The 24,784-nt window shown below is 44.7% G+C and carries 21 protein-coding genes and 2 tRNA genes; all 23 read left to right on the top strand.

Annotation, left to right across the window (positions count from 1 at the left end):
* The first annotated feature begins 14 nt into the window (after positions 1 to 14).
* The 23 genes from Ami103574_RS09005 to Ami103574_RS08895 all read left to right on the top strand — a co-directional run bounded on the left by Ami103574_RS09005 (position 15) and on the right by Ami103574_RS08895 (position 24,691).
* Complete coding sequence (locus Ami103574_RS09005; RefSeq protein WP_163066705.1) at positions 15 to 1,694, top strand: ABC transporter substrate-binding protein; 1,680 nt, start codon at positions 15 to 17, stop codon at positions 1,692 to 1,694.
* Between the two features lie 94 nt (positions 1,695 to 1,788).
* A tRNA-Leu gene (locus tag Ami103574_RS09000) sits at positions 1,789 to 1,870 on the top strand.
* Positions 1,871 to 1,977: 107 nt separating this feature from the next.
* Positions 1,978 to 2,064 (top strand) — tRNA-Leu (locus tag Ami103574_RS08995).
* 113 nt (positions 2,065 to 2,177) lie between these two features.
* Positions 2,178 to 2,606 carry a preprotein translocase subunit YajC gene (gene yajC / locus Ami103574_RS08990; RefSeq protein ID WP_163066704.1) on the top strand — a complete coding sequence of 143 codons (429 nt, stop codon included), beginning with the start codon at positions 2,178 to 2,180 and terminating at the stop codon, positions 2,604 to 2,606.
* Between the two features lie 163 nt (positions 2,607 to 2,769).
* Positions 2,770 to 3,135 (top strand): TIGR04086 family membrane protein, encoded by a 366-nt coding sequence (locus tag Ami103574_RS08985; protein ID WP_163066703.1) that lies wholly within the window; start codon positions 2,770 to 2,772, stop codon positions 3,133 to 3,135.
* 203 nt (positions 3,136 to 3,338) lie between these two features.
* A complete protein-coding gene (secD, locus tag Ami103574_RS08980) occupies positions 3,339 to 5,549 on the top strand; it encodes a protein translocase subunit SecD (RefSeq protein WP_163066702.1) in 2,211 nt (736 codons plus the stop codon).
* A gap of 36 nt (positions 5,550 to 5,585) precedes the next feature.
* Positions 5,586 to 7,772: a RelA/SpoT family protein gene (locus tag Ami103574_RS08975; RefSeq protein ID WP_163066701.1), complete on the top strand. Its 2,187-nt coding sequence runs from the start codon at positions 5,586 to 5,588 to the stop codon at positions 7,770 to 7,772.
* 62 nt (positions 7,773 to 7,834) lie between these two features.
* The gene (gene dtd / locus Ami103574_RS08970; RefSeq protein WP_163066700.1) at positions 7,835 to 8,284 is read left to right on the top strand and encodes a D-aminoacyl-tRNA deacylase; all 450 of its coding nucleotides are present in this window, start codon (positions 7,835 to 7,837) and stop codon (positions 8,282 to 8,284) included.
* A gap of 14 nt (positions 8,285 to 8,298) precedes the next feature.
* Positions 8,299 to 8,919: an MBL fold metallo-hydrolase gene (locus tag Ami103574_RS08965; RefSeq protein ID WP_163066699.1), complete on the top strand. Its 621-nt coding sequence runs from the start codon at positions 8,299 to 8,301 to the stop codon at positions 8,917 to 8,919.
* Complete coding sequence (gene hemZ, locus Ami103574_RS08960) at positions 8,912 to 10,324, top strand: coproporphyrinogen dehydrogenase HemZ (protein WP_163066698.1); 1,413 nt, start codon at positions 8,912 to 8,914, stop codon at positions 10,322 to 10,324. The genes Ami103574_RS08965 and hemZ overlap by 8 nt, the downstream gene beginning before the upstream one ends.
* A gap of 5 nt (positions 10,325 to 10,329) precedes the next feature.
* Positions 10,330 to 11,583 (top strand): histidine--tRNA ligase, encoded by a 1,254-nt coding sequence (gene hisS, locus Ami103574_RS08955; protein WP_163066697.1) that lies wholly within the window; start codon positions 10,330 to 10,332, stop codon positions 11,581 to 11,583.
* 15 nt (positions 11,584 to 11,598) lie between these two features.
* A complete protein-coding gene (gene aspS, locus Ami103574_RS08950) occupies positions 11,599 to 13,383 on the top strand; it encodes an aspartate--tRNA ligase (protein WP_163066696.1) in 1,785 nt (594 codons plus the stop codon).
* Positions 13,384 to 13,394: 11 nt separating this feature from the next.
* Complete coding sequence (gene nadD / locus Ami103574_RS08945) at positions 13,395 to 13,997, top strand: nicotinate-nucleotide adenylyltransferase (protein ID WP_163066695.1); 603 nt, start codon at positions 13,395 to 13,397, stop codon at positions 13,995 to 13,997.
* The gene (gene yqeK / locus Ami103574_RS08940; RefSeq protein WP_163066694.1) at positions 13,975 to 14,553 is read left to right on the top strand and encodes a bis(5'-nucleosyl)-tetraphosphatase (symmetrical) YqeK; all 579 of its coding nucleotides are present in this window, start codon (positions 13,975 to 13,977) and stop codon (positions 14,551 to 14,553) included. The genes nadD and yqeK overlap by 23 nt, the downstream gene beginning before the upstream one ends.
* Entirely contained in the window at positions 14,546 to 14,896 is a 351-nt protein-coding gene (gene rsfS / locus Ami103574_RS08935; RefSeq protein WP_163066693.1) for a ribosome silencing factor, read from the top strand. Before yqeK ends, rsfS begins: the two co-directional genes overlap by 8 nt.
* A 3-nt stretch (positions 14,897 to 14,899) precedes the next feature.
* Positions 14,900 to 17,371: a leucine--tRNA ligase gene (leuS, locus tag Ami103574_RS08930; protein ID WP_163066692.1), complete on the top strand. Its 2,472-nt coding sequence runs from the start codon at positions 14,900 to 14,902 to the stop codon at positions 17,369 to 17,371.
* 30 nt (positions 17,372 to 17,401) lie between these two features.
* The gene (locus Ami103574_RS08925) at positions 17,402 to 19,081 is read left to right on the top strand and encodes a ribonuclease J (RefSeq protein WP_163066691.1); all 1,680 of its coding nucleotides are present in this window, start codon (positions 17,402 to 17,404) and stop codon (positions 19,079 to 19,081) included.
* Between the two features lie 3 nt (positions 19,082 to 19,084).
* Entirely contained in the window at positions 19,085 to 19,423 is a 339-nt protein-coding gene (locus Ami103574_RS08920; protein WP_163066690.1) for a YlbF family regulator, read from the top strand.
* 136 nt (positions 19,424 to 19,559) lie between these two features.
* Positions 19,560 to 20,120, top strand: coding sequence for an elongation factor P (efp, locus tag Ami103574_RS08915; protein WP_163066689.1), 561 nt, complete (start codon positions 19,560 to 19,562; stop codon positions 20,118 to 20,120).
* A 96-nt stretch (positions 20,121 to 20,216) separates the two neighbouring features.
* The gene (mltG, locus tag Ami103574_RS08910) at positions 20,217 to 21,260 is read left to right on the top strand and encodes an endolytic transglycosylase MltG (RefSeq protein ID WP_163066688.1); all 1,044 of its coding nucleotides are present in this window, start codon (positions 20,217 to 20,219) and stop codon (positions 21,258 to 21,260) included.
* 11 nt (positions 21,261 to 21,271) lie between these two features.
* Complete coding sequence (locus Ami103574_RS08905) at positions 21,272 to 21,928, top strand: O-methyltransferase (protein WP_163066687.1); 657 nt, start codon at positions 21,272 to 21,274, stop codon at positions 21,926 to 21,928.
* Between the two features lie 48 nt (positions 21,929 to 21,976).
* The gene (locus tag Ami103574_RS08900; protein ID WP_163066686.1) at positions 21,977 to 23,200 is read left to right on the top strand and encodes a peptidase U32 family protein; all 1,224 of its coding nucleotides are present in this window, start codon (positions 21,977 to 21,979) and stop codon (positions 23,198 to 23,200) included.
* A gap of 129 nt (positions 23,201 to 23,329) precedes the next feature.
* Positions 23,330 to 24,691: a hemolysin family protein gene (locus Ami103574_RS08895; protein WP_163066685.1), complete on the top strand. Its 1,362-nt coding sequence runs from the start codon at positions 23,330 to 23,332 to the stop codon at positions 24,689 to 24,691.
* Positions 24,692 to 24,784: the final 93 nt, after the last annotated feature.

Raw genomic sequence — 24,784 nt, 5'->3', positions numbered from 1 at the left:
ACAGGAAGGGAAACATGATCAAGAAAATATCCATAATAGGCGCAGTCCTGCTGGTGCTGGCGGCCATTATTCTTTACAGCCAACAAGGACAGGTCTACAATCTTCTGAACAAATCCGATGAAGAGAACGTGACTTATACCCAGTCTCAGACAGTAGAGCTGCCAATGGAAAAAGTTCGTACGCTCAATCCGGTTACCTCTAAAGATTCTGATACTTATCAAATCAGCAAATTGATTTTTGAGAGTCTTTTCACTCTTGATGAACATTTATCTTTGACCAATCAGCTGGCATCCAGTTACAATTATAGCGGAGATAAGACTTCGGTCACGATTCACATCAAGAGAGATGCTTATTTTAGCAACGGAAGTAACTTGACAGGAGATGATGTCAAATACTCCATTGACAATTACATAGCCGCCGCCACATCTGGCAATACCATCTATAGCAGCTATGTAGGAAATATTAAATCCGTATCCGTGGAGAAAAATGATCGTTATTCTGTGGTGGTGAGGTTTAAAGACAAGAGCGATGTATCCATGGAAAATTTCCTTTTCCCTATCATATCAGAGAGAAGCTATGGCAAAAATACAGCCTATAAAGTAGTTTCTACAGATTTTATTCCGGTAGGTTCGGGGCCTTATGCCGTGGAAAGTTATAATGACATCTCTAAACTGAACCTAGTCGCCAATTCGTACTATAATGGTACGAAGCCGAAAAACACTTTATCTTTTACAGTACTTCCTGAAAAAGAAGATGTCATTCCACTGTTGGAGGTTAACAATATTTCTTTAGGATTTTTAGAGGACTTATCCAGAGATACCTTAGTTTCAGATAAAAAGATTTCTTCTAAGAACTTCCTTGCCAATGACGTAGAAGTCCTGGGATTTAATTTTGCCAGAGAAGCGGTGACGGAGAAGAAAGTCCGACAGGCCTTAGCTTATGCTGTAGATGTAAAAAAACTTAATGAAAGTGCGTACTATAAAAAAGGAGTTCTCAGTGACACGATTTATTTCCCGGGCTATTTAGGCACAGAGAATACAGGGGACAATTATCCTTATAATCTAAAAAAATCAGCGGTCTTGCTGACCTCTGCAGGCTATGTCGATCGGGATGATAATGGTTATCTGGAAGATCGAAATGAAAAAGAGCTCTCATTAACAATTCTAGTTAATGGGGCGGATATCAGCAGAAAGATTGTGGCAGAAGACTTAAAAGCTTCCTTAGATAAGCTATCTATTTCCAGCCATATTGTCTATGCTGCTGACGGAGAGGATTTCAATAACAAGCTGCGGCAGAAAGATTACGATTTATTTATCGGGGGCATTCACATTAATGAAACCTACGATTTACGGAACCTCTTGCATTCTGGTTATGGTAATCTGATTGGTTACAGTAATAAAAAGGCAGATAAGCTTTTGGATAAATTGAAATCCGGCATTTCCCAGGAACAAAAAATGGAGACGGTAGAAGGGCTGAAAGATATTCTTGTAAATGAAGTTCCTTATTATCCCATCGTCTATAAGACTTATGGTGCATTGAAGGCAGAAAGCTTGAATGGCGATGAAGCGAGCTACATGTTTAACAACTTCTATGGAAATGCTCAGAATTGGTACTGCAAATACGCTCAGGTAAAGACGGAAGACCTTGAAGTAGTGGACTCCGCAACAGGGGAGCAGGAGACAGAAGTCCAATAGCTGACAGTTTTCGTATATTTCCCATGATTTTTGCAGAAAACCCCTTTACTTTCCTTTTAGACTATGCTATTATATTCTTCGTGATTTATGGTTTGCGCCCGTGGCGGAATGGCAGACGCGCACGTTTGAGGGGCGTGTGAGCAATCGTACCAGTTCGAGTCTGGTCGGGCGCACCAAATGATGAAGATAACTGTAGGCAATAAATTATTTTGGCAAAAAATAGCACGAAAACAATATTTGTGCTTGAAATTGAACAAGCAATATGATATACTTATAGTAATGCGCCGGCGTGATGGAATTGGCAGACGTGCGGGACTCAAAATCCCGTGGTGGTAACACCGTATGGGTTCGACCCCCATCGCCGGCACCATTTTTATTTTGCGAACTAAAAGTGCCTCCCATAGAGGCCTTTTTAAAACGCAAGAAATAAGGAAACTAATCGCATTTTGATTCTAGTATGTACACACAAGGAGGATTCACGAAATGGGATCGTTATACCAAAACTTATTGCCGCTGGTTCTGTTAATTGTCATCATGTACTTTTTGCTGATCCGGCCACAAAAGAAGAAAGAAAAAGCTGTCACCGAGATGCGCAACAGCATCAAGGCTGGGGATGAAATCATCACCATCGGAGGCATCTGCGGAAAGGTTGTCAAGGTCAAGGATGAGACCATCGTAATCCAGGTAGGGGCTGAAAAGCTTAAATTTGAAATGATGAAGTGGTCCGTTTCTAAAGTGGTAAACAGCGAAGAATCAAAGGTTTCTCCAAAGAAGGCTAGACCTTCTGAAGACACAGAAGAAACAACGAAAAAGGCGCTTCCTAAAAGACTGAAAAAGGATGCAGAAGCAGACAGTGAAGAAGTTCCTGCTGCACAGGAAGATTCATCTGTAGAAGATTCCAAACAAGAATAAGATAAAAAAACATGTTTAATGCCCCTGCATGATTTTGCAGGGGTTTTTTCTATCCTTCGCCTTTTTGGTTCTGATTGCTCCTTTTTTTCCATATACTTATGTTGACCACATACAATCTCTAAATGGATTTGCCGTGGTTTTCCATAGGTTAGGAGGGAATGTCATGAATTATCTATACAAATTGGTGAAGGGGTATGTCATTGCTTTTATGCTTTTTTTTCTGCTGACGGTCATCCTCGCATTTTTGATTAAGTTTACATCTGTTCCAGAGAGTTTTTCCATTCATTACCTGTTGGCGGCCATGTGCATCGCTGCGTTATTTTTAGGCGTGTTTTCGGGAAGACTCATTGGAAAGAGAGGTCTTTTATGGGCAGCCGTACTGTCTGCACTTTTCATTTTCCTGCTGGTATTTTCCATAAACTGTATGTATTTTCAGGATTTAAGTCGAAATACGTTTCATCCTGTTTATCTAATCCCTGTGGCTATAGGTGGCATTGGGGGTATAATAGGTGTAAATGTGAAAAAATAGCGATTTTCAACTGTGATTGGTACTTGTAGAAATATACAAAAAGTAGTAAAATGATATGAAGTGCTTTTTGATTATAAATGCTAGAAGTAGTATTTTATATATGTTGATTCCCATGAACAATTTTGTCCGAGATCAACAGCACACCGTGCGGCCGCGCTGCCTGTATGGTGCAAATCTTAATTACAGAGGGGAAATATAAAAAAATGAGCGCACAAAAGAGAAAAGCTTTATCAATTTTTGTCATTCTAATTATTGTTCTGGGATGGTTCATAACCATATTTGGCGCAGGACCGATTCCTGCTGTTAAGGATAAGCTTCAGCTGGGTCTGGATATTGAAGGCGGTGTCTATGTGGTCATGGAGGCCAAGACAGATGCTACAGGAGACTCCTTAAAGAAACTTATGGAGCAGACCCAAGCTGTTATCGAGCAGCGTGTAAACCAGATGGGGCTGTCAGAGCCTATTGTAACCATTGAAGGGCAGAAGCGAATCCGTGTGGAGCTGCCAGGAGCAGATAATGCCGATGAAGCCATCAAGCAAATCGGACGAACAGCACAGCTTCAATTTTTTCTAGCCGACGGCACTAAAATGCTGGACGGAAGCATGGTTAAAAATGCTAGTATTACCACAGACAAGCAAAACGGCGGCTATGCAGTTTCCTTGGAATTCAATAAGGAAGGCACCGAAGCGTTTGCACAAGCTACTCAAAAAGCATTATCCGGCGCTGTAACACCTTCTATGGGAGATGTTAATGCTCGAGCCATCGCTATCGTTTTGGATAATCAGATTATTTCAGCACCGGTAGTAAACTCTGTTATTCAGAATGGACAGGCTATCATTACCGGCGGAAACGGGGGCTTTTCTCAGGCGGATGCAACCAATCTTTCTGCTCTGATTCGCGGAGGTTCTCTGCCAGTAGCGCTGGAAGAAGTGAATACATCCACCCAGTCGGCCACAATCGGATACAATGCCTTTGAGCGCAGCGTTATTGCAGGTATCATTGCGATTGGTTTAATCATTCTCATCATGCTGGCTTTTTACGGCATCATGGGTATCGCAGCCAGTATTGCCTTGCTGCTTTACGTGATTCTGGTTCTATGGGCTATGGCGCTGATGGGCACCGTTCTTACCTTGCCGGGTATCGGCGGCTTTATCCTCTCCGTAGGTATGGCTGTAGATGCTAACGTGCTGATTTTTACCAGAATCCGAGAGGAGATTGGCAGTGGCAAGTCTGTACGGGTAGCCGTGCATACAGGTTTTAGAAGAGCGTTGAACACCATCATCGACTCCCACTGTACGACTATTATTGCTTCTATCGTGCTTTATCAGCTGGGTACTGGTTCCGTTAAGGGTTTTGCCATCACCTTGCTTTTAGGTATTATCGCCAGCTTGCTCACCGCTACAGTAGTAACACAGTTGTTCTTGACACTGAGCAGCGAATCCAAGCATTGGAGCGCAAAAAAATACTATGGCATGAACGAAGACAACACGCCAAAACGCTCCATCAAAAGACAATTTCACTTTGTTAAGCATAGAAAAATCTACTACTGCATCGTAGCTACCGTACTCATCGTCGGCTTGGGAGTAGGCGGTATCAGGGGATACAACTACGGAATCGACTTTACTGGTGGTACCATGATGCAATTCAATATGGGCAAACAGGTAGAACTGTCCAAAGTAGAAGAATCGTTAAAAGCAGTAGGTATCCATGCCTCTGAGCTGGTATATTCTGGGGAAAATAATTCTGGTGTCATTATTAAAACCATGGCCTCCTTGGAAAATGAAAGTAGAAACCAGCTGATTGAGCAGTTTAACAAAGACTTTGGCATTACAGAAAAAAATGTAGTTGCTGTAGAACAGTTCGGCCCTTCTGTGGGAAAAGACTTGAGAAGCAATGCAATAAAAGCGGTAGTCATTTCCTGTATTGCGATGTTGATTTATATCATTTTCCGCTTTGAGTGGAAGTTTGGTGTAGCAGCTATTGCCGGAGTTGTTATTGATGCGCTGACCGTTATCGCTTTATATGGTCTTTTCCACATCACCATCAACAATCCATTTATAGCAGGTTTGCTGACTGTCGTCGGGTTCTCTACCAACGACACCATCGTTATCTTTGACCGAATTCGAGAAAATCTGGGTCTGATGAAAAAGAGTCAGTTGGAGGAGCTGATTGATTACAGCATTAACGAGACCTTAACCCGGTCCATCATGACCTCCTCAACAGTTTTGATTGTTATGATTCCTATGTTTATTTTGGCTTCAGATTCCATCCGGGAATTCATGTTGCCGCTGTTCATCGGTGTAGTGGTGGGAACAATGTCCTCCATCTTCACGTGCAGCCCAATTTACTTTGAATTGTCACAGCTTTCAGGAGGACCTAAGTATAAAGGAAAGACCAGCAAAAAATCTCATTAATATTTATCGCAGTTGAAGGAAGATTACAGGTTAAGTATGGAACAATTTTTAAACGACCTTTTGGCGATCAACCCTCACTATGACGTGGCGCTGATCAGCAAGGCTTACAAAAAAGCCGAAGAAATGCATGAAGGACAACTTAGAAAATCTGGGGAACCGTATTTGATTCACCCCATGGCCGTAGCCAAAATTTTGGCTGAGCTGGGAATGGATGAAAATACCATTGTTGCAGGTTTACTTCATGATGTCGTTGAAGATACTCCATACACGAAGGAACAGCTGAAAGAAGAGTTTGGTGAGGAAGTTCTCCTGCTGGTAGACGGAGTCACCAAACTTAGTTCCATTGTTTTCGAGAGCAAGGAAGAGCGGCAGGCAGAAAACCTCCGCAAGATGTTTTTGGCCATGTCCAAGGATATTCGAGTCCTGATTATCAAACTGGCCGACCGGCTCCATAACCTGCGTACCATCAACTATATGAATGAGAGCAAGATTATCGATAAGTGCCGGGAAACCCTTGATATTTATGCACCTCTGGCCAGCCGATTGGGTATTTATGCCATGAAGTTTGAGCTGGAGGATATTGCCCTCAAATGTCTGGATAAAGATGCGTATTACGAACTGGTGGACGCAGTCAAGGCGAAAAAAGAGGAGCGAGAGGATGTTATCAACCAAGTAATTGATGAAATACGCAGCAGCTTGGACGATTTAAACATCCATTATGATATCAACGGACGATCAAAACACTTTTACAGCATTTATAAAAAAATGAAGTATCAGCACAAGCAAATTGACGAAATTTTTGACCTGACTGCGGTACGAATTATCGTGGACACCATCAAGGACTGTTATGCAGCACTGGGGGTAGTTCATACCATGTGGAAACCAATACCGGGACGATTCAAGGATTACATCGCCATGCCGAAGCCTAATATGTATCAGTCCCTTCACACGACAGTTATCGGTGATAACGGCGATCCCTTTGAGATTCAGATTCGAACCTATGACATGCATAAGGTTGCGGAGTTGGGTATCGCTGCCCATTGGAAATATAAAGAAGGCATCTCTTCCAAAGAGGTAAATGGGGAAGAGTTGAAGCTGGCATGGTTGAGACAGACTCTGGAATGGCAAAAAGATATGAACGACCCGAAGGAATTTATGGAGACCTTGAAGGTGGACTTATTTGCCAGCCAGGTATTTGTATTTACGCCGGGCGGAGATGTCATTGAACTTCCAGCAGGCTCTACGCCGCTGGACTTTGCCTTCAAGATTCATTCTGCTGTAGGCTATAAGTGCGTCGGAGCCAAGGTCAACGGTAAAATGGTACCCATCGATCACCGACTGGAAAACGGAAACATTGTAGAGATTATCACCTCATCCAATTCCAAGGGCCCGAGTAAAGACTGGCTGAAGATTGCACAAAGCAGCCACGCCAGAAATAAAATCCGCAGCTTCTTAAAGAAGGAGAACAAACCAGACGTAGCCGAAAAGGGTAAGGACATGTTTGAGCGGTATCTGCGGAAAAAGGGTTACGAACCGATACAAGTCATGAAAAATGCCTATCTCAATCGCTTGGTAAAGACTTTAAACCTGACTTCTCAAGACGATTTGTTTATTCAAGCCAGCTATGGCGGCGCTTTCTTAGGGCGGTCAGCCCTTAAACTCATTGACTATTATCACGAGGAAAAGCAAGAAGAACTAAAACGGAGTGAGAACACCCTTAGTAACATTGCCGTCAGTGAAAAGAAGAAGAAACATCCTCAAGAGAAGAAGCAGATTGGCATATCCGTTAAAGGTGTAGATAACCTATTGATCCGGGTGTCCAGATGTTGTAACCCGGTACCGGGAGATGAGATTGTCGGTTTCATCACCAAGGGACGAGGGATTTCCGTCCACCGAAAGGACTGTGTCAACGTATTAACTATGCCGGAAGGGGAACGCAGCCGCTTTATCGAGGTGGAATGGGACTCTAACGAGATTAATCAAGCCTACAATGCGGACATCTGTATCTTGTCGGAAGATCGCAAAGGGCTGTTCTCCGATTTATCCAGAGTCTGTGAGGATATGGACGTACACATTACGGGAGTCAACGCCAAGAGTGCCAAAGATCAGATTATTAACATTACCATGACGTTATCCATTTCTAATACCAATCAAATGGAAAAAGTGCTGCGGTCACTGCGAAGTGTGCCAGGAGTAGCCGATGTATATCGGGCCACCTTGTGATTTCGTCTGAGTTTACCATATTATAATTATGAAAACTATATAAAAATAAGCAGGGAGGCAGCATGCGAGCAGTAGTACAACGCGTAACAGATGCAGATGTAACCGTCGACGGACAGATTACAGGAGCCATAAAGCAGGGATTCGTCATTTTGTTAGGGGTGGAAGATACCGATGACATGCAAGACGTCCGCTATATGGTAGATAAAGTTTCTGGACTTCGGGTCTTTGAGGACCAGGAGGGGAAGATGAATCTATCCCTGACAGACATCGGCGGCAGTATTTTGGCCGTGTCTCAATTTACTTTGCTGGGGGACGCCAGAAAGGGCAAACGGCCTAGCTTTATTAAGGCAGCCCGGCCGGAACAGGCAAAGGAACTTTACGACCAGTTTGTTAGCCAAATCAAAGAAAAGGGTATTTATATCGGAGAAGGTATATTTCAGGCGGATATGCTGGTACGGATTAACAATAACGGTCCGGTGACCATATTGCTGGATAGTAAAAAATTATTTTAAAAGGTGGAAAGCTTATGCAAATTAATTGTATCCCCAGCGGCATGCTGGGTGTGAACACGTATTACGTCAGAGACGAGCACACCAATAAGGGCTTTATCGTAGATCCTGGAGGCTTTAGTGATAAGATGGCCAACTTGATAAAGACGGACGGCTGTGATATTCAATACATCATCTTGACTCACGGTCACGGGGATCACATTGGTGGCGTACAGGATTACCTTTCTATGTTTCCTGCTGCGAAGTTGGTGGCTTGCATCCATGAGAAAGAGCTGCTGGCAGACCCGCGGCTGAACATGTCTCGGGAATGCTGCGGTCAGACTATAACTCTAGAGCCCCATATTTGGGCTGAAGATCAGGATACCTTAAATGTGGGAAGCTTGGATTTGACCTTTTTTCATACACCAGGGCACACGAAGGGCGGTATGTGTATTTTGCTGGGCAATGTGGTTTTCAGCGGCGATACCCTGTTTCAGCAGTCCATTGGCCGGACAGATTTTCCGGGAGGGTCTTTCCCTGAAATAAAGGATTCGATTCACCGTAAGCTTTTCACTTTGCCGGAGGACACCATTGTCTATCCAGGGCATATGGGCTCCACCACCATCGGACTGGAAAAAAGGAGCAATCCATTTGTATAAAATCATCTTAAATGGGATAACAAATAAATATGAATATGATGCACTAATTAAAGTGTTTTTGCAGCCAGAGGAATACGTGCTGATTTGTGATGAGGACTTATCAGCAGAGAATGCCGCAGAAACAAAAAAGGTGCTGGTTGATTCGGTTGAAGAGACGCCGGAATACGAAACTTTAAGTTTTAACTATAGAGAAAAAAATGAACTGAAACAGGACATTTACCGCCGATTATCCGTCTTGACTGGATTGCAGCCAGAGTGGGGGATTCATACTGGTGTAAGGCCAGTAAAGCTGGTAGGAGAGCTGGTTCAGCAATTAGGCAGCCTGGAACAGGCCGCTGATAAATTAAAGCACTTTTATCTGTTCAACGACGAGAAAATAAAACTGCTGTGCGATACCTACCGAGTGCAACAGTCCGTTTTGAAAAAGCCAACCCCCGAAGAGGTGGGGCTTTACGTGGGCATTCCTTTTTGCCCTACTCGCTGTTTATACTGTTCTTTTACCTCCAATCAGTCCAAACCGGAGGCTATTCAGGCTTACATGGAGGCTTTACACCGAGAGATTCGCCACACTGGTGAAAAAATGCACCAGACTGGTCTTTTTCCGGAATCCGTGTACATAGGAGGGGGCACCCCTACTTCCCTGACTGCTAGTCAGCTGGAAGAGTTGCTGTCCGAAATAGAAAAGGCCTACGATCTCAGCCGCATCAGGGAATTTACAGTAGAAGCTGGCAGGCCAGATACCATCACCTGGGACAAGCTGCATGTCCTCAAGGCCCATGGAGTAGAGCGAATCAGCATCAACCCTCAGACCATGCAGGATAAAACGCTGGAGCTGATTGGGCGTTCCCACAGCAGTCAGGGATTTCTGGAAGCCTTCGCTATGGCCAGAGAGGTGGGGATTCAAGTAATCAACACCGATATCATTGCTGGTTTACCGGAGGAGACTCTAGCGGATTTTGCAAATACCCTAGATACCATGATTGGGCTGGGAGCGGAGAACATCACCGTGCATACCCTGGCAGTCAAACGGGCATCCCGGCTCATTGACGTGGACCGAGCGTTTCATTATAAACAGGCCCGCATTGTGAAAGACATGCTGGCTCTATCCAAGGAAAAGCTTGGTCAGGCAGGATATCGACCTTATTATCTGTACCGTCAGAAGCACATGGCTGGAAGCTTGGAAAACGTGGGCTACGCCAAGGAGGGCTCGGAAGGCATCTACAACATCCGCATCATGGAGGAAGGGCAGACGATTGTGGCGCTGGGCGCAGGAGGCATATCGAAAGCTTGTTATCCGGCAGAAAATCGGCTGGAACGGGTACCGAACGTATCCAATTTTGAAATCTACATGGATCGGCTGGAGGACATGCTGCAAAGAAAAGATGAAAATTTGTTTAGGAGGTAGTTTTTATGTTGACAAATGCACCAAAAGGGACGAAAGACGTCATGCCAGATCAGGTGTACAAATGGCATTTTGTTGAAAAAGCTTTTGCCGATATATGCGCAAAGTACGGCTTTAAAGAAGTGCGTACCCCCAGCTTTGAGCATACGGAATTATTTACAAGAGGTGTTGGCGATACTACGGATATCGTAGAAAAGCAGATGTATACCTTTGAGGATTATGCGAAAAGGAGCATCACGCTAAAGCCAGAGGGCACATCACCTGTTGTAAGGGCTTTTGTAGAGCACAAACAGTTTGCTGAGGTTCAGCCGACGAAAATGTACTATGTAATTCCTTGCTTTAGATATGAAAAGCCTCAGTCCGGCAGACTCCGGGAATTTCACCAGTTGGGCATAGAGGTTTTCGGTGCTGCGAACATGATGGCGGATGCGGAAGTAATCTGTCTGGCTGCTGATTTTTTAAATCTCTTGAATATACAGGACCTGGAGCTGCGTATTAACAGCATTGGCTGTCCTTCTTGCAGAGAGACGTACCGGACAGCTCTACGGGAATTTTTAAAACCAAAATACGATCAACTGTGTGACACCTGTAAAGGACGTTATGAGCGGAATCCCATGCGGATTCTGGACTGTAAGTCCGAGAAATGTCAGGAACTGGTTCAAGGTGCTCCAATTATGCTGGACTATCTGTGTGAGGACTGCCAGGAAGCCTTTGACCAGCTCCAGCAGAACCTGCAAGCTATGAGTGTAGAATATACAGTGGACCCAGGCATCGTTAGAGGCCTTGACTATTATACGAAAACGGCCTTTGAGTTTGTTTCTAATAAGATTGGGGCTCAAGGCACGGTCTGTGGCGGCGGCAGATACGACAATTTGATCGAGCAGCTAGGCGGACCAGCTACACCGGGGGTAGGTTTTGGCCTTGGTGTGGAGCGGTTATTGCTGACCATGGAGGCGAACGGCATCTCTATTCCGGAACCGGAATCAGCAGATGTATTCATCGCTGTCATGGGAGAATCCGCCAGGAATTACGGACTGTCCCTGCTGCGAAAACTCCGGCAGGCAGGTATCAAAGCCGAAATGGATTTATTGGCTAGAAACTTTAAAGGCCAGTTCAAATATGCCGATCGTATCCGTGCCAAGTACACGGTGGTTATTGGCGACAACGAATTGCAGGAGGGTCGGCTTGCCCTTAAAAATATGGCCACGTCGGAGCAGCGGCAAGTGCCTATGGACCAGATTATCGAGGAATTGAAAAAATAGGATAGGAGACAAAAAATGAGCAATCTTTTTAAGCGGACACACATGTGCGGCACACTGAATGCAGACCATACCCATCAGCAGGTGGTCCTAAACGGCTGGATTCAAAAGCGGAGAAATCTGGGAGGCCTAATCTTCTGTGACTTGAGAGACAAGACCGGAATTGTGCAGGTGGTTTTTGATGACAAAATTCCTGCGGAGATTTTTCAGCGAGCAGACAGCCTTCGCAGCGAATACGTGGTAGGCATTAAGGGCAGAGTAGAGGAGAGACAGTCTAAAAATCCGGAACTTCCTACTGGTGACATTGAGGTCTTCGCCGAAGATCTGGTTATTTATTCTGAGGCTGATACCCCTCCTATCTATATCAAGGATGACGATAATGTAGATGAAAACCTGCGGTTGAAATACCGCTACCTGGATTTGCGAAAAGTAAAGATGCAGAAAAATCTCACCTTCCGCCACAACATTACCAAGGTAGCTCGGGATTACTTTGACAGCACTGGTTTTACCGAGATTGAAACCCCTATGCTAAATAAACCCACCCCAGAAGGTGCCCGAGACTATCTGGTGCCTAGCCGGGTCAACCCTGGGAAGTTTTATGCCTTGCCTCAGTCTCCGCAGCTCTTCAAGCAGTTGTTGATGGTAGGCGGAGCAGACCGCTATATGCAGATTGCCCGTTGTTTCCGAGATGAAGATTTGCGAGCAGATCGGCAGCCGGAATTTACTCAGATTGACCTGGAGATGTCTTTTGTGGACGTGGACGATGTGATTGAGATTCAAGAAGGTTTTCTGAAAAAGCTCATGCAGGAGGTTATGGGGGTAGAGGTTCAAACTCCATTTTTAAGAATCCCTTATGATGAAGCCATGGAGCGGTATGGCAGCGATAAGCCCGATACCCGCTTTGGCTTTGAGCTCAAGAAACTCAACCAGGTGGTTGCCGGTACGGAATTCAAAGTTTTTGCCGATGCGCTGGCAGCAAAAGGCGATGTTCGAGGAATCAATATTGATGGGGGCTCGGAGCATTTTAGCCGGAAAGACCTGGACAAGCTCACGGATGCAGCCAAGCATTACGGTGCAAAGGGGCTGGTTTGGCTGAGAATGGGAGCAGAAGAAATTAATTCTTCGGTAAACAAATTTTTCAATCAGGAACAGCTTCAGGAAATTTCTCAGGTATTTGAGGCCAAAACGGGCGACTTGATTCTGATTGCAGCAGACAAACCAAAAATCGTCTTTGACACCTTAGGCTTTCTCCGGCGGGAAATTGCCGGCCGGCTGGGACTTTTGGACGACAAACAGTTCAATTTCCTCTGGGTGGTAGATTTCCCACTGTTCGAGTATGATGATGAAACAGACTCCTATTCCGCTATGCATCATCCATTCACCTGCCCACGGCCGGAAGATGTGCCGATGTTGGATTCTCAGCCAGGTCAGGTAAAAGCTCTTGCTTACGACATCGTCTTAAACGGTGTGGAGCTGGGCGGCGGAAGCATCCGTATTCACGACAAGAACTTGCAGGCCAAGATGTTCGAAGTACTAGGCCTCAGTCCAGAAGTTTGCGAAAGTAAGTTCGGGTTCCTGCTGGAGGCCTTTAAGTACGGAACGCCGCCTCACGGAGGTTTAGCTTACGGTTTGGACCGACTAGCCATGCTTCTGTCTGGGGAACACAGCATTCGGGAAGTGATGGCTTTCCCAAAAAATCAGGCCGCTCAGTGTCTGGTCAGCGATGCGCCTACCTGGGTGCCGGAAGAGCAGCTGGATGAGTTACAGATTCAAATAAGTACAACAGACGTGGAGCTACTTTAAACGGAGAGGTTATGAACAAAATAGGTATATTCGGCGGGACCTTCGATCCAGTCCACTTAGGACATATGGGTCTGGCCATTCAGGCAAAGGAAGAATTGATGCTGGACCGGGTGATTTTCATTCCAGCCAAGCGCCAACCCTTTAAATTGAAAAGAAAGGTGGCCGCCGAAGAAGACCGGGTCCACATGCTGAGATTGGCATTGGAAGAACAAGAAACGTTTGAGATTTCCTATACGGAGTTGGAAACCGATGAGATTTCCTACACGGTTAACACGTTGCAGCGGCTTAAATCCAGCTATGGGAATACGGAGGTGTTTTTTATTCTAGGGACAGATTCCTTCCTTCATATCGAGTTGTGGCACCGGGCAGAGGAGCTTCTGACCGAATCCAGCTTTGCTGTCGGCAGCAGACCGGGGTATAAAGAAGAAGAGCTAAAGGCTTGCATCGGACGGATTCAGCAAGCCTACAACACACCAGTGATGCTGCTGAACAATCGAGAACTGCCTATTTCCTCCACTGATATCAAAAAGCGGATTAAAAAGGGCCAGTCTATTGAACAACTGGTTCCGACAGCTGTGGAAAGGTATATTTATGAAAAGGGACTGTATCGTTGAGCAGATAGAAAAAAATATCTCAGAAAAGCGAAAAAAACACATTTTCGCCATGCGGGATACGGCGTTGAAATTGGCATCTTTTTATGGCATTAATCCACAAAAGGCTGAAACTGCCGCTCTCTTTCACGACTTGTTCCGGGAACTGCCTCAAGGGGAGATGAACAACTGGGTCATGCAGTTGGGCCTGGATTCAAAATATCTAAACAACAGAAACTTGGCACATAGTAAGATTGCAGCCTTGCTCATGGAGAAGGATTATGGCATAACAGATCCGGATATCCTTCAGGCGGTGAGTTATCACACCACCGGACGAGCCGGTATGTCTCAGCTGGAAAAGATTATTTATCTGGCGGATGCTATCGAGCCTGGTCGAAACTACCCAGGGGTAGAGGAGCTGCGAAAAGCGGCATTTACTGATTTAGATCAGGCCTGCCTGCTATCTTTATCACGGACCATCGATTACGTTCGTTCCCAGCAGTCACCGCTGGACGACGACACGGTGAAAGCCAGAGATTACTTAATGGAATTGAAAATAAAAGGAGATGTAAATGAATAGTAAAGAAACAGCTATACTGGCTGCTGAAATATTAAATAAGAAAAAAGCACAGGATATTGTGTGTATCTATATCGGTGATAAGTCTTCCTTCGCGGATTACTTCGTGCTTGCTTCAGGAAACAGCGAAAGACAGATCAAGGCCCTGAGCGATGATATCGACGACGGTTTAGAAAAAGAGCAGATTGTGGTTAAAAGTGTGGAGGGGCAGCCAAGTTCCGGTTGGATTCTCATGGATTACGGTGATATAATTATCAATGTCTTGACTACCGAAATGCGTCAACGGTACAACATCGAGAAAGTTTGGGGCGATTGTGAATTTTTAGAACTGGATTTGGAGGATTGATCAATGATAGAGAAGTACAATTTCAGGGAATTTGAAAAGAAATGGCAGAATTATTGGGAAGAGAATAAGGTCTTTGAGACCTCTGAAGATAAAGATAAAGAAAAGTATTACGTTCTGGAAATGTTTCCATATCCGTCAGGCAAGCTGCACATGGGCCATGTGCGGAACTATTCCATCGGAGACGTCATCGCCCGATATAAGAACATGGCTGGCTTCAACGTGCTCCATCCCATGGGGTACGACTCTTTTGGCTTGCCAGCAGAAAATGCAGCAATTAAGCACGGCATTGCTCCAGACAAATGGACTACGGAAAACATCGCGGAAATGACTCAGCAGTTGAAAGAACTGGGCTTTGCTTACGACTGGGATCGGGAAGTGGCTACTTGCCGTCCAGAATACTATAAGTGGATGCAGTGGATATTTATTCAGTTTTATAATAAAGGCTTGGCCTATAAGAAAGAAAACCCCGTAAACTGGTGCCCAAGCTGCCAGACCGTATTGGCCAACGAACAGGTGGTTAATGGCAACTGTGAACGTTGCAACTCTCTGGTGGGAAAGAAAGAATTATCTCAATGGTATTTTAAAATCACGGATTATGCAGATCGACTGCTGGACAACTTAGATCAGCTGGAAGGCTGGCCAAGCAAGGTAAAGATCATGCAGAAGAACTGGATTGGCAAGAGTGTCGGTGCCGAGGTGGATTTTGAGATCGATGGTTTTTCTGAAAAGCTGAAAATCTTTACCACCAGACCAGACACCCTGTACGGCGTGACCTACATGGTCCTTGCGCCGGAGCACCCTTATGTAAAGCTGCTGGTTGAGGGAACCGATCAGAAAGCAGAAGTGGAAAAGTATCTGGATGAGGTTCAACATAAGTCTGATATTGAACGAACCTCTACCACCAACGAGAAGACAGGGGTCTTTATGGGCCGTTATGCCATCAATCCACTAAATGGTAAGAAAGTTCCAATCTTTATTTCTGACTATGTTTTGATGCACTATGGTACAGGCGCTATTATGGCTGTACCGGCTCATGACGAGAGAGACTTTGAGTTTGCCACAAAATTTGGCTGTGAGATTATTCCGGTGGTTGAGCCAGCGGACCCATCCATTGATATAAATAATTTAAAAGAAGCTTTCGTTGCAGAAGGCAAGATGATTCATTCTGACATGTTCACAGGCATGAACAATCAGGAAGCCATTATTAAGATTATTGATTATTTAGAAGAAAAAGGCATTGGTAAGAAGTCCATCAATTACAGATTGAGAGACTGGCTGATTTCCAGACAGAGATACTGGGGTACGCCGATTCCAATGATTTACTGTGAAGACTGCGGCTGGGTACCTGAAAAAGAAGAGAATCTGCCGGTTCTGCTGCCTACAGACGTCCAGTTTACGGGAAAAGGTGAATCGCCTTTAGCCACCAGCAAGACCTTTGCTCATGCCGTCTGCCCAACATGCGGCAAGCCGGCTCGGAGAGAGATGGACACCATGGATACCTTCTTGGACTCCTCTTGGTATTTCCTGCGGTATACCGATGCTAAAAACGATAAAGAAGCATTCTCCAAAGAGAAGCAGGAATACTGGATGAATGTAGACCAGTACATCGGTGGGGTAGAACATGCGATTTTACACCTGATGTATGCTCGTTTCTTCCAGATGGCTCTTTACGACTTGGGCTACACTACCAACGAAGAGCCTTTTGAAAACTTATTGACTCAGGGAATGGTCATCAAAGATGGCAAGAAAATGTCTAAATCCATCGGAAACGTGGTAACCCCTGCGGAAATTATTGAAAAGTACGGCGCGGACACAGCGCGTCTGTTCATTTTATTTGCTGCACCGCCTGACAAGGAACTGGATTGGTCCGATGCCGGCGTAGAAGGCAGCTACCGGTTCTTAAACCGGGTATACAGATTAGTTTACGAACTGACGGATGTGATAAAGCATGCGCCGGATTCATATATATTAGAAACAGAAGAAGATAAATCTTTGGCTTTTGAGATGAACACAACCATTAAAAAAGTTTCGGAGGATGTAGGCGGACGATTCAGCTTTAATACAGCGATCAGCTCCATCATGGAGATGGTCAATGAGATGTACCGGTATAAGGAAATTGAAGATATCAATTTGGGGCTTTTAAAAGCTGCCGTAGAAAATCTGGTGCTTATCTTATCGCCATTCACCCCCCACATCTGCGAAGAAATGTGGCAGAGTTTGGGTCATGAGGGATCGGTCTACAAAATGAGTTGGCCGACGTATGATCCGGCTGCTATGGTCCGAGATACGGTGGAGATTGTCATTCAGATTAACGGAAAGGTTAAGGAAAAAATGAACGTAGCAAACGGTTTGTCAAAGGAAGAGCTGGAAAAGCTGGCTATGGACAGTGACAAAATCAAGACCTTAACAGAAGGAAAGACGATTGCGAAAATTATTGCCGTACCGAACAAGCTATTAAATATCGTTGTGAAATAAATTTTGCAGCCAAAGTAGAACGGAGAAAGAATGAGAAAAAGAAGTAACAAAAGGAGCAGCACTCCATTGAGAGTTATTCCAATAGGCGGGTTAAATGAGATCGGTAAAAACATAACCGTCTTGGAATACAAGGATGATATCTTAATCATCGACTGCGGCATGTCCTTCCCTGAAGATGAAATGTACGGAATTGACATCGTTATCCCGGATTTTTCCTATCTGGTAAAGAACAAAGCGAAGATTAAAGGCATTATCCTAACCCACGGTCATGAAGACCACATTGGTGCTATCCCGTATTTTTTAAAGCAGATTAATGCCCCAATCTATGGCACCAGACTAACGCTGGGCTTAGTGGAGAACAAGCTGAAAGAGCACGGAATCCGAGCGAAGATGAATACTGTAGCTCATGGAGATAAGGTTCAGCTGGGGGTATTTACTGCGGAAGCCATCCGCAGTACCCATTCCGTAGCGGATTCCATCTGCTGGTGTATTGAGACACCGGCGGGTCGGGTTTTCCATACCGGAGATTTTAAGGTGGACTATACGCCAATCGGCGGAGCACCTATGGACTTTGCCCGCTTGGCAGAATTGGGCAGCAAAGGGGTTCAGCTGATGCTGTGCGACAGCACTAACGCTACCCGGCCTGGCTACTCCATGTCGGAGCAGACAGTAGGCATCACTTTGGAAAATATTTTCCGAAATTCAGAGACTCGAATCATCATCGCTACCTTCTCGTCCAACGTACACCGGGTACAGCGAATCATCGATAATGCAGTGAAGGTAGGACGAAAAGTAGCCATATCGGGGCGAAGCATGGTGAATGTAGTGAACATCTCCATGGAGCTGGGCTATTTGAAAGTGCCAGCCAACGTGTTGGTAGACATCAATAAGACGAAAAATATTCCAGATAAAGAATTAGTTATCATCACTACCGGAAGTCAGGGGGAGCCGATGTCCGCTCTGTCCAGAATGGCTTCCGCCGACCACAAGGCTATCACCATCAAAAAAGGGGACAAGGTTATCTTATCCTCCAGCCCGGTACCGGGAAATGAAAAGACGGTTTCCAACGTGGTCAACAAGTTGTTTGAAAAGGGTGCCGATGTAATTTATTCTGATATTGCAGACATCCATGTTTCCGGACATGCCTGTGAAGAAGAGCTGAAGCTAATGCATTCCTTGATTCGGCCAAAATTCTTTATGCCGGTTCACGGGGAATATCGGCATTTGAAGCGACATGCTCAGATTGCAGAGAGCCTCGGCAAGGATCCGTCGGATATCTTTATTCTGGAAAACGGAAATGTGCTGAACCTAACGTCCAACAGCGCAGAAATCACCAACGAAGAAGTGCCGGCACAAGCTATTTACGTAGACGGCCTGGGCGTAGGAGATGTGGGCAACATTGTGCTCCGAGACAGAAAGCTGCTGTCTGAATCTGGATTAATTATTGTAGTAGCGGCCATCAATCGGTCTTCCGGAACCATTTGCTCTGGTCCGGACATCATTTCCCGGGGTTTTGTCTATGTACGGGAAAATGAAAATCTTATTGATCAGGCCAGAAAGCTGGTAACCAAAACCTTAGAGCGCTGCTGTGAGGAAAATATAAAGGATTGGAATGCACTGAAGGGGGCTGTCCGAGACGATCTGAGGGGCTTTATCTATAAGAAGACCAAAAGAAGTCCGGTAATCCTTCCTATATTCTTGGAGGTATAAGAGATGAATGTGTATGATTTAGCCAGAAACCTGGCCACCGCCATTAAGGATTCAGAAGAGTTAAAGCAGTACGAAGCCATGAAGAGCACGGTTTCTCAAAATGAAGAAATCACAGCGATGATTAACGATTTTCAAGGCAAGCAGATGGAAATGCAGACCATGCAGCTCACAGGTCAGGAAATTGATGCCGAATTTACCGGTCAGATTCAGCAGTTGTATGGAATCATGATGAGCGATCCTCTGGCTGCACAGTATTTGCAGGCAGAGCTGCGTTTTTCACTGATGATGAACGACATTTACAAAATCCTCGGAGAAGTAATTGCTCCTGGCAGCAATCAGTAGCACAGTTCTCACTTGAGGACTTGGCAACGGGTCCATCTTTTGGTATAATATATACCGTGAAATCTGTAAACGATTTAATGATTCTCCAAAATGAGGTCTTTTAAATGAACGTACACTAATTATAAAGGAGTAAAATATGTTATACGCAAGTGATTTTAGAAAAGGTATTACTTTTGAACTAAATGGTGAACCCCATGTAATCCTAGACTTCCAGCACGTAAAACCTGGAAAGGGCGCTGCTTTCGTACGAACCAAGTACAAGAATATCCTGACAGGAGCTACCAGAGAAGAAGCTTTTAACCCTAACGATAAATTTCCGAAGGCACACATTGAAACAAAGCAGATGCAGTATTTGTACAACGATGGGGAACTTTACTACTTTATGGATCAAGAGACCTTTGAGCAGGTTCCGCTCATGGAAGAGCAAGTAGAAGATGCCATCAAGTATTTGCGGGAAAACGATGATGCCACCATCAAGTTCTACAAGGGTTCCGCATTTATGGTAGAAGCCCCGAACTTTGTCAACCTGAAGGTTATTGAAACAGAACCAGGTGTAAAGGGCGATACGGCCACCAACGTAACAAAGGCGGCTACCGTTGAAACCGGTGCAACTGTTCAGGTTCCAATTTTCATCGAAGAAGGCGAGGTTATTCAGATCGACACAAGAACAGGTGATTATTTAGGAAGATCTAAATAATCGCAGCAACTGAATACGATAGTGAAAAGGGGCGTTCTTGAACGCCCCTTTCTAGTTATACTCTAGGAAATATTCATAGTAAAAGAGGTAACACATATGGGAAAAAAACGCCGGCGCCATGCGCCAGGAAAAAAGTATGCAGGGGGTTTACTGCTGATTATTCTGCTTTTGTTGGGATTATCCATCTGGTATGTAAGCAACTTGGGAAAACCCTTGAATGCAGGGGACACTCAGGTGCTGTCCGTAAACATTCCTCAAGGATCTGGCACCAGCAATATTGGACAGATTTTGCAGGAAGAACAGATTATAGCCAGCGCTGGCCGCTTTCAACTGCTGTCCAAAATAGATGGTAATGATGGGAAGTACAAAGCGGGAGAATATTCCCTGTCACCTTCCATGACGCTTCAGCAGATTATGGACATTATTATATCGGGGGATTCCAGCACCAGCCGCTTCACCATTCCAGAAGGGTTGACCGTAAAGGAAACAGCCGAGCGGCTGCATGCCCAGAATTTCATCAATCAAGAAGCTTTCTTTTCAGAAGTTCAATCGGGTTCCTTTGATTACAAGTTTATGGAGCTTCTCCCTCCGGGAGAAAATCGGCTGGAAGGTTTTTTATATCCTGAAACCTATGATATTTATACTACTGCCAGTGAACACGATATCATCCAGAAGATGCTGTCACAGTTTGACAAGCTGGTGGGGGAGGAATATTATGCCCGAGCTCAGGAAATGGGCTACAGCATGTATCAGATTGTCACCATTGCCTCGTTGATTGAAAAAGAAACCTTGGTTTCCGCCGAACGGCCTACAGTAGCCAGCGTCATCTACAATCGCATGGCCATTAACATGCCCCTGCAAATTGATGCGGCGGTGCAGTATGCTTTGCCAGAGCATAAGAGCCGTTTAACAAATAAAGATTTACAGGTGGATTCCCCCTACAATACCTACCAAAACACAGGGCTGCCTCCAGGACCGATTTGCTCACCAGGAATCGACTCCATTGAAGCTGCTTTATACCCGGCCAGCACCAACTATTATTACTACGTGCTCAGCGCCGATCAAAATGGAACACATAAATTTTCCAACACCTATGAAGAGTTCATGAAAAATAAAAAGGCTTATATTAAGTCACTGTAAGGGAGACGGTTATGAACATTATTAACGAGCAGGTAACCGCATATTTGGATGGCTTTTATCAGCCGCCTACGGCTGAGCTGGGGAAACTGCGGCTGGAAGCAGAGGCAGCTCGGGTGCCGATTATTCTGAAAGATACAGAAGGGTTGCTTTTAAATCTCATTCGCATGAAACGCCCCCAGCGAATTCTGGAGGTGGGCACGGCGGTGGGCTATTCGGCCTGTTGCTTTGCTGCTGCTTGGGAAGGGACTCAAATTGTCACCATTGAATATAATGAAGAAACGGCTAAAGTAGCTCAGCAAAACATTGAAAAGCTAGGCTACAGTCAGCGGATACAGGTATATCAGGGAGATGGTTCCCAGGTTATGGAACGGCTTTCAAAGGAAAACGATTCACCTTTTGACCTAATCTTTATTGATGCAGCCAAAAGTCATTACCAGCGTTTTTGGGAGTCTGCACTTCCCCTGGCAAAAAAAGATGCACTGATCTTATGTGACAACGTATTGATGAAAGCTATGACTGTATCCAATCAATACGACGTTCAGGGAAAGCACAAGACTAATATTCGCAAAATGCGGGAATTCGTTCAATATATTCACCAACTGGACTACTGTCATACGGCTATGCTGCCGATAGGGGATGGGCTGTCTATAAGCCTACTTCAACTGTAAATAAATCGATTTGTTTACGATAAAAATATTATGAACACAGAGGATGTTATGAAGAAAATAGAACTTTTGGCTCCGGCCGGAGATTTGGAAAAATTAAAAATTGCCATCGATTACGGTGCAGATGCCGTGTATTTCGGTGGAGAAATGTTCAGCCTGCGGGCAGGGGCAGGAAATCTCACCCTGGAGGAAATCCGAGAAGGGGTAGAATACGCTCATGCCAGAGGAAAAAAAGCTTATCTGACGGTAAATATATATGCTCACAATGAAGATATCAAACCTTTTGAGGAATACCTGAACAAAATTAAGGATTTGGATATCGATGCTTTTTTGGTTTCCGATCCGGGCATTTTGCTCTTGCTGAAGGAGGCTATTCCTCAGGCAGAGCTTCATCTGAGCACACAGGCCAATATGACGAACTTCAAAGCTGCCGAGTTTTGGCACCACCAGGGGGTTAAACGCATTGTTTTAGCTCGAGAACTAACTTTCCAGGAGATTCATCAGCTTCAGCGCAAGCTGCCGGAGGGAATGGAGATGGAAGCTTTTGTTCAAGGCGCTATGTGCATCTCTTATTCCGGTCGGTGTCTGCTGAGCAACTATATGATTGAGCGAGATGCCAATCGGGGGCAGTGTGCTCATCCTTGCCGGTGGAAATACAGTCTGGTAGAGGAGCAGCGGCCAAATGAGTATTATCCGGTAGAGGAAGACCAGCGGGGCACCTATATTCTAAATTCCAGAGATCTGTGTATGATTGAATACATCCCGGAATTGATTGAAGCGGGTCTTGCCTCCGCCAAAATAGAGGGGCGCATGAAGAGTGTCTTTTATGTAGCCACCATCGTCAGTGCCTACCGTAAAGCAATCGACGCGTACTATGAGAATCCTGAAAACTATGAATTTCAAGAGGAATGGCTGCAGGAATTGAAAAAAGTCAGTCACCGAGAGTTCACCACTGGGTTTTATTTTGATAAAGCCACCAATAAGGATCAGGACTATCAAACCAGCGCCTATACTAGGGAGTATTCTTTTACCGGCTTGGTCAAGGACTATGATGCCGCTACCGGATTAGCTCTGGTAGAACAGCGGAATAAGATGAGCGTAGGGGAGGAAATTGAGATTTTTGGCCCTTATACGGACTTTTTCACTCAGACCTTAGAGGTTCTGCTGGATGAAGACGGTCAGCCACTGGAATCAGCGCCTCATCCGCAACAACTTTTACAGATAAAGGTAAATCAGCCTGTTACTGCTGGATTTATGTTGCGCAAGAAGCGATAAGATGGTATACTCGTAGTAATTGTAATGTGTACTAGCATTACAACAAATTAGTTATAGCTTTTTATGAAATCTGGGCATATCCCATGTGATGGATAGGACCTAGATTAGAAAAAAGGAGAGAAAGAAAAAATGTCTTCGGACCCCAGTATGCCAGCAATGGCACAAATTATATTTTTAGCATTTTTAATCTTTGTAAATGCGTTTTTTGCAGCGGCAGAAATGTCTATCGTATCGGTAAACAAGAACAAGATTAAGCTTCTTGCCCAGGATGGAAATAAAAAAGCGGCCATGGTGCGGGATTTGTTGGAAAACCCTAATGTGTTTTTATCCACGATACAAGTGGCCATTACCTTGGCCGGTTTTCTAGCCAGTGCTTCGGCAGCAGTAGGCATGTCGGATGGCCTGACTCAGTGGCTGATTAAGCTAGGCATCCCTTATGCCTATGGAAACTATATCTCCATTTTAGTAGTTACCATTATCTTGTCCTATGTCACTCTTGTTTTAGGAGAACTGTATCCGAAACGAATTGCCCTGCAACATGCAGAAAGCATAGCTATGCTGGTGGTACGCCCCATTGTGGCTCTGTCTAAAATCAGCAAACCTTTTGTATGGATTTTATCCTTTTCTGTGAATATCGTCTTGAAGTTGACCAGACAGAAGACCAACACCAACGACGAAGAATTTTCTGAAGATGAAGTCATGTCCATGTTGGAAGTAGGCCAAGAGACCGGCGTTCTCAAAGAAAACGGCAAGAAAATGATTAACAGCATCTTTGCCTTTGACGATAAGCTGGCCTATGAGGTGATGACACCGCGAACCGATGTGTTTTATATTGACATTAACGATCCTACCGAAGAATATATCGATGAGCTCATGGAGCTTCGATATTCCAGGATTCCGGTATACGAGGATGACAGCGATAACATCATTGGCATACTGCATATCAAAGATTACCTGATAAAAGCTAGAGAAGCCGGGTTTGAAAATGTAGATATTCGTCCAATTCTGCGAAAGCCTTATTTCGTTCCGGAAACCAAGAATATCGATTCCTTGTTTTTCGACCTCCAAAGTTCGAAACAGCATATTGCCATCCTGATTGACGAATATGGCGGTTTTTCCGGCATTGTCACCATGGAAGACATCATTGAAGAAGTCATGGGCAATATTGATGACGAATACGATGAAGAAGAACTGCCCATTGAAAAGATTGACGATAATACGTATATTGTCGATGGGTTTATCAGCTTAAATGATTTAGATGAACAGCTGAACTTGAATCTCCAATCCGAGAACAGTGAGACCTTGGGTGGTCTGCTGATCGATCTTCTGGGCGAAATTCCGGATGAAGACGAGCAGGAGGAGCGGGTCATTGAATATGAAAACTGTGTTTTTAAAATCGAATCCGTCAAGGAACGGCGAATCGAGAAAGTAAAACTCTATATCGTACCCAAAGCCCTGCCAGAAGAGACCTCAGAACGAGAAGAACTATAAACTCCAATTCATATACTACACATTCCCGAAAGGGAATGTGTTTTTTTGCGCTTCTTTTTTATCATATTTTCTTGTCCAAGCCATATCTTTAAG

The organism is Aminipila butyrica (assembly GCF_010669305.1).
In the GTDB taxonomy this organism is placed as follows: domain Bacteria; phylum Bacillota; class Clostridia; order Peptostreptococcales; family Anaerovoracaceae; genus Aminipila; species Aminipila butyrica.
This window is presented reverse-complemented; position numbering and strand designations above follow the sequence as displayed.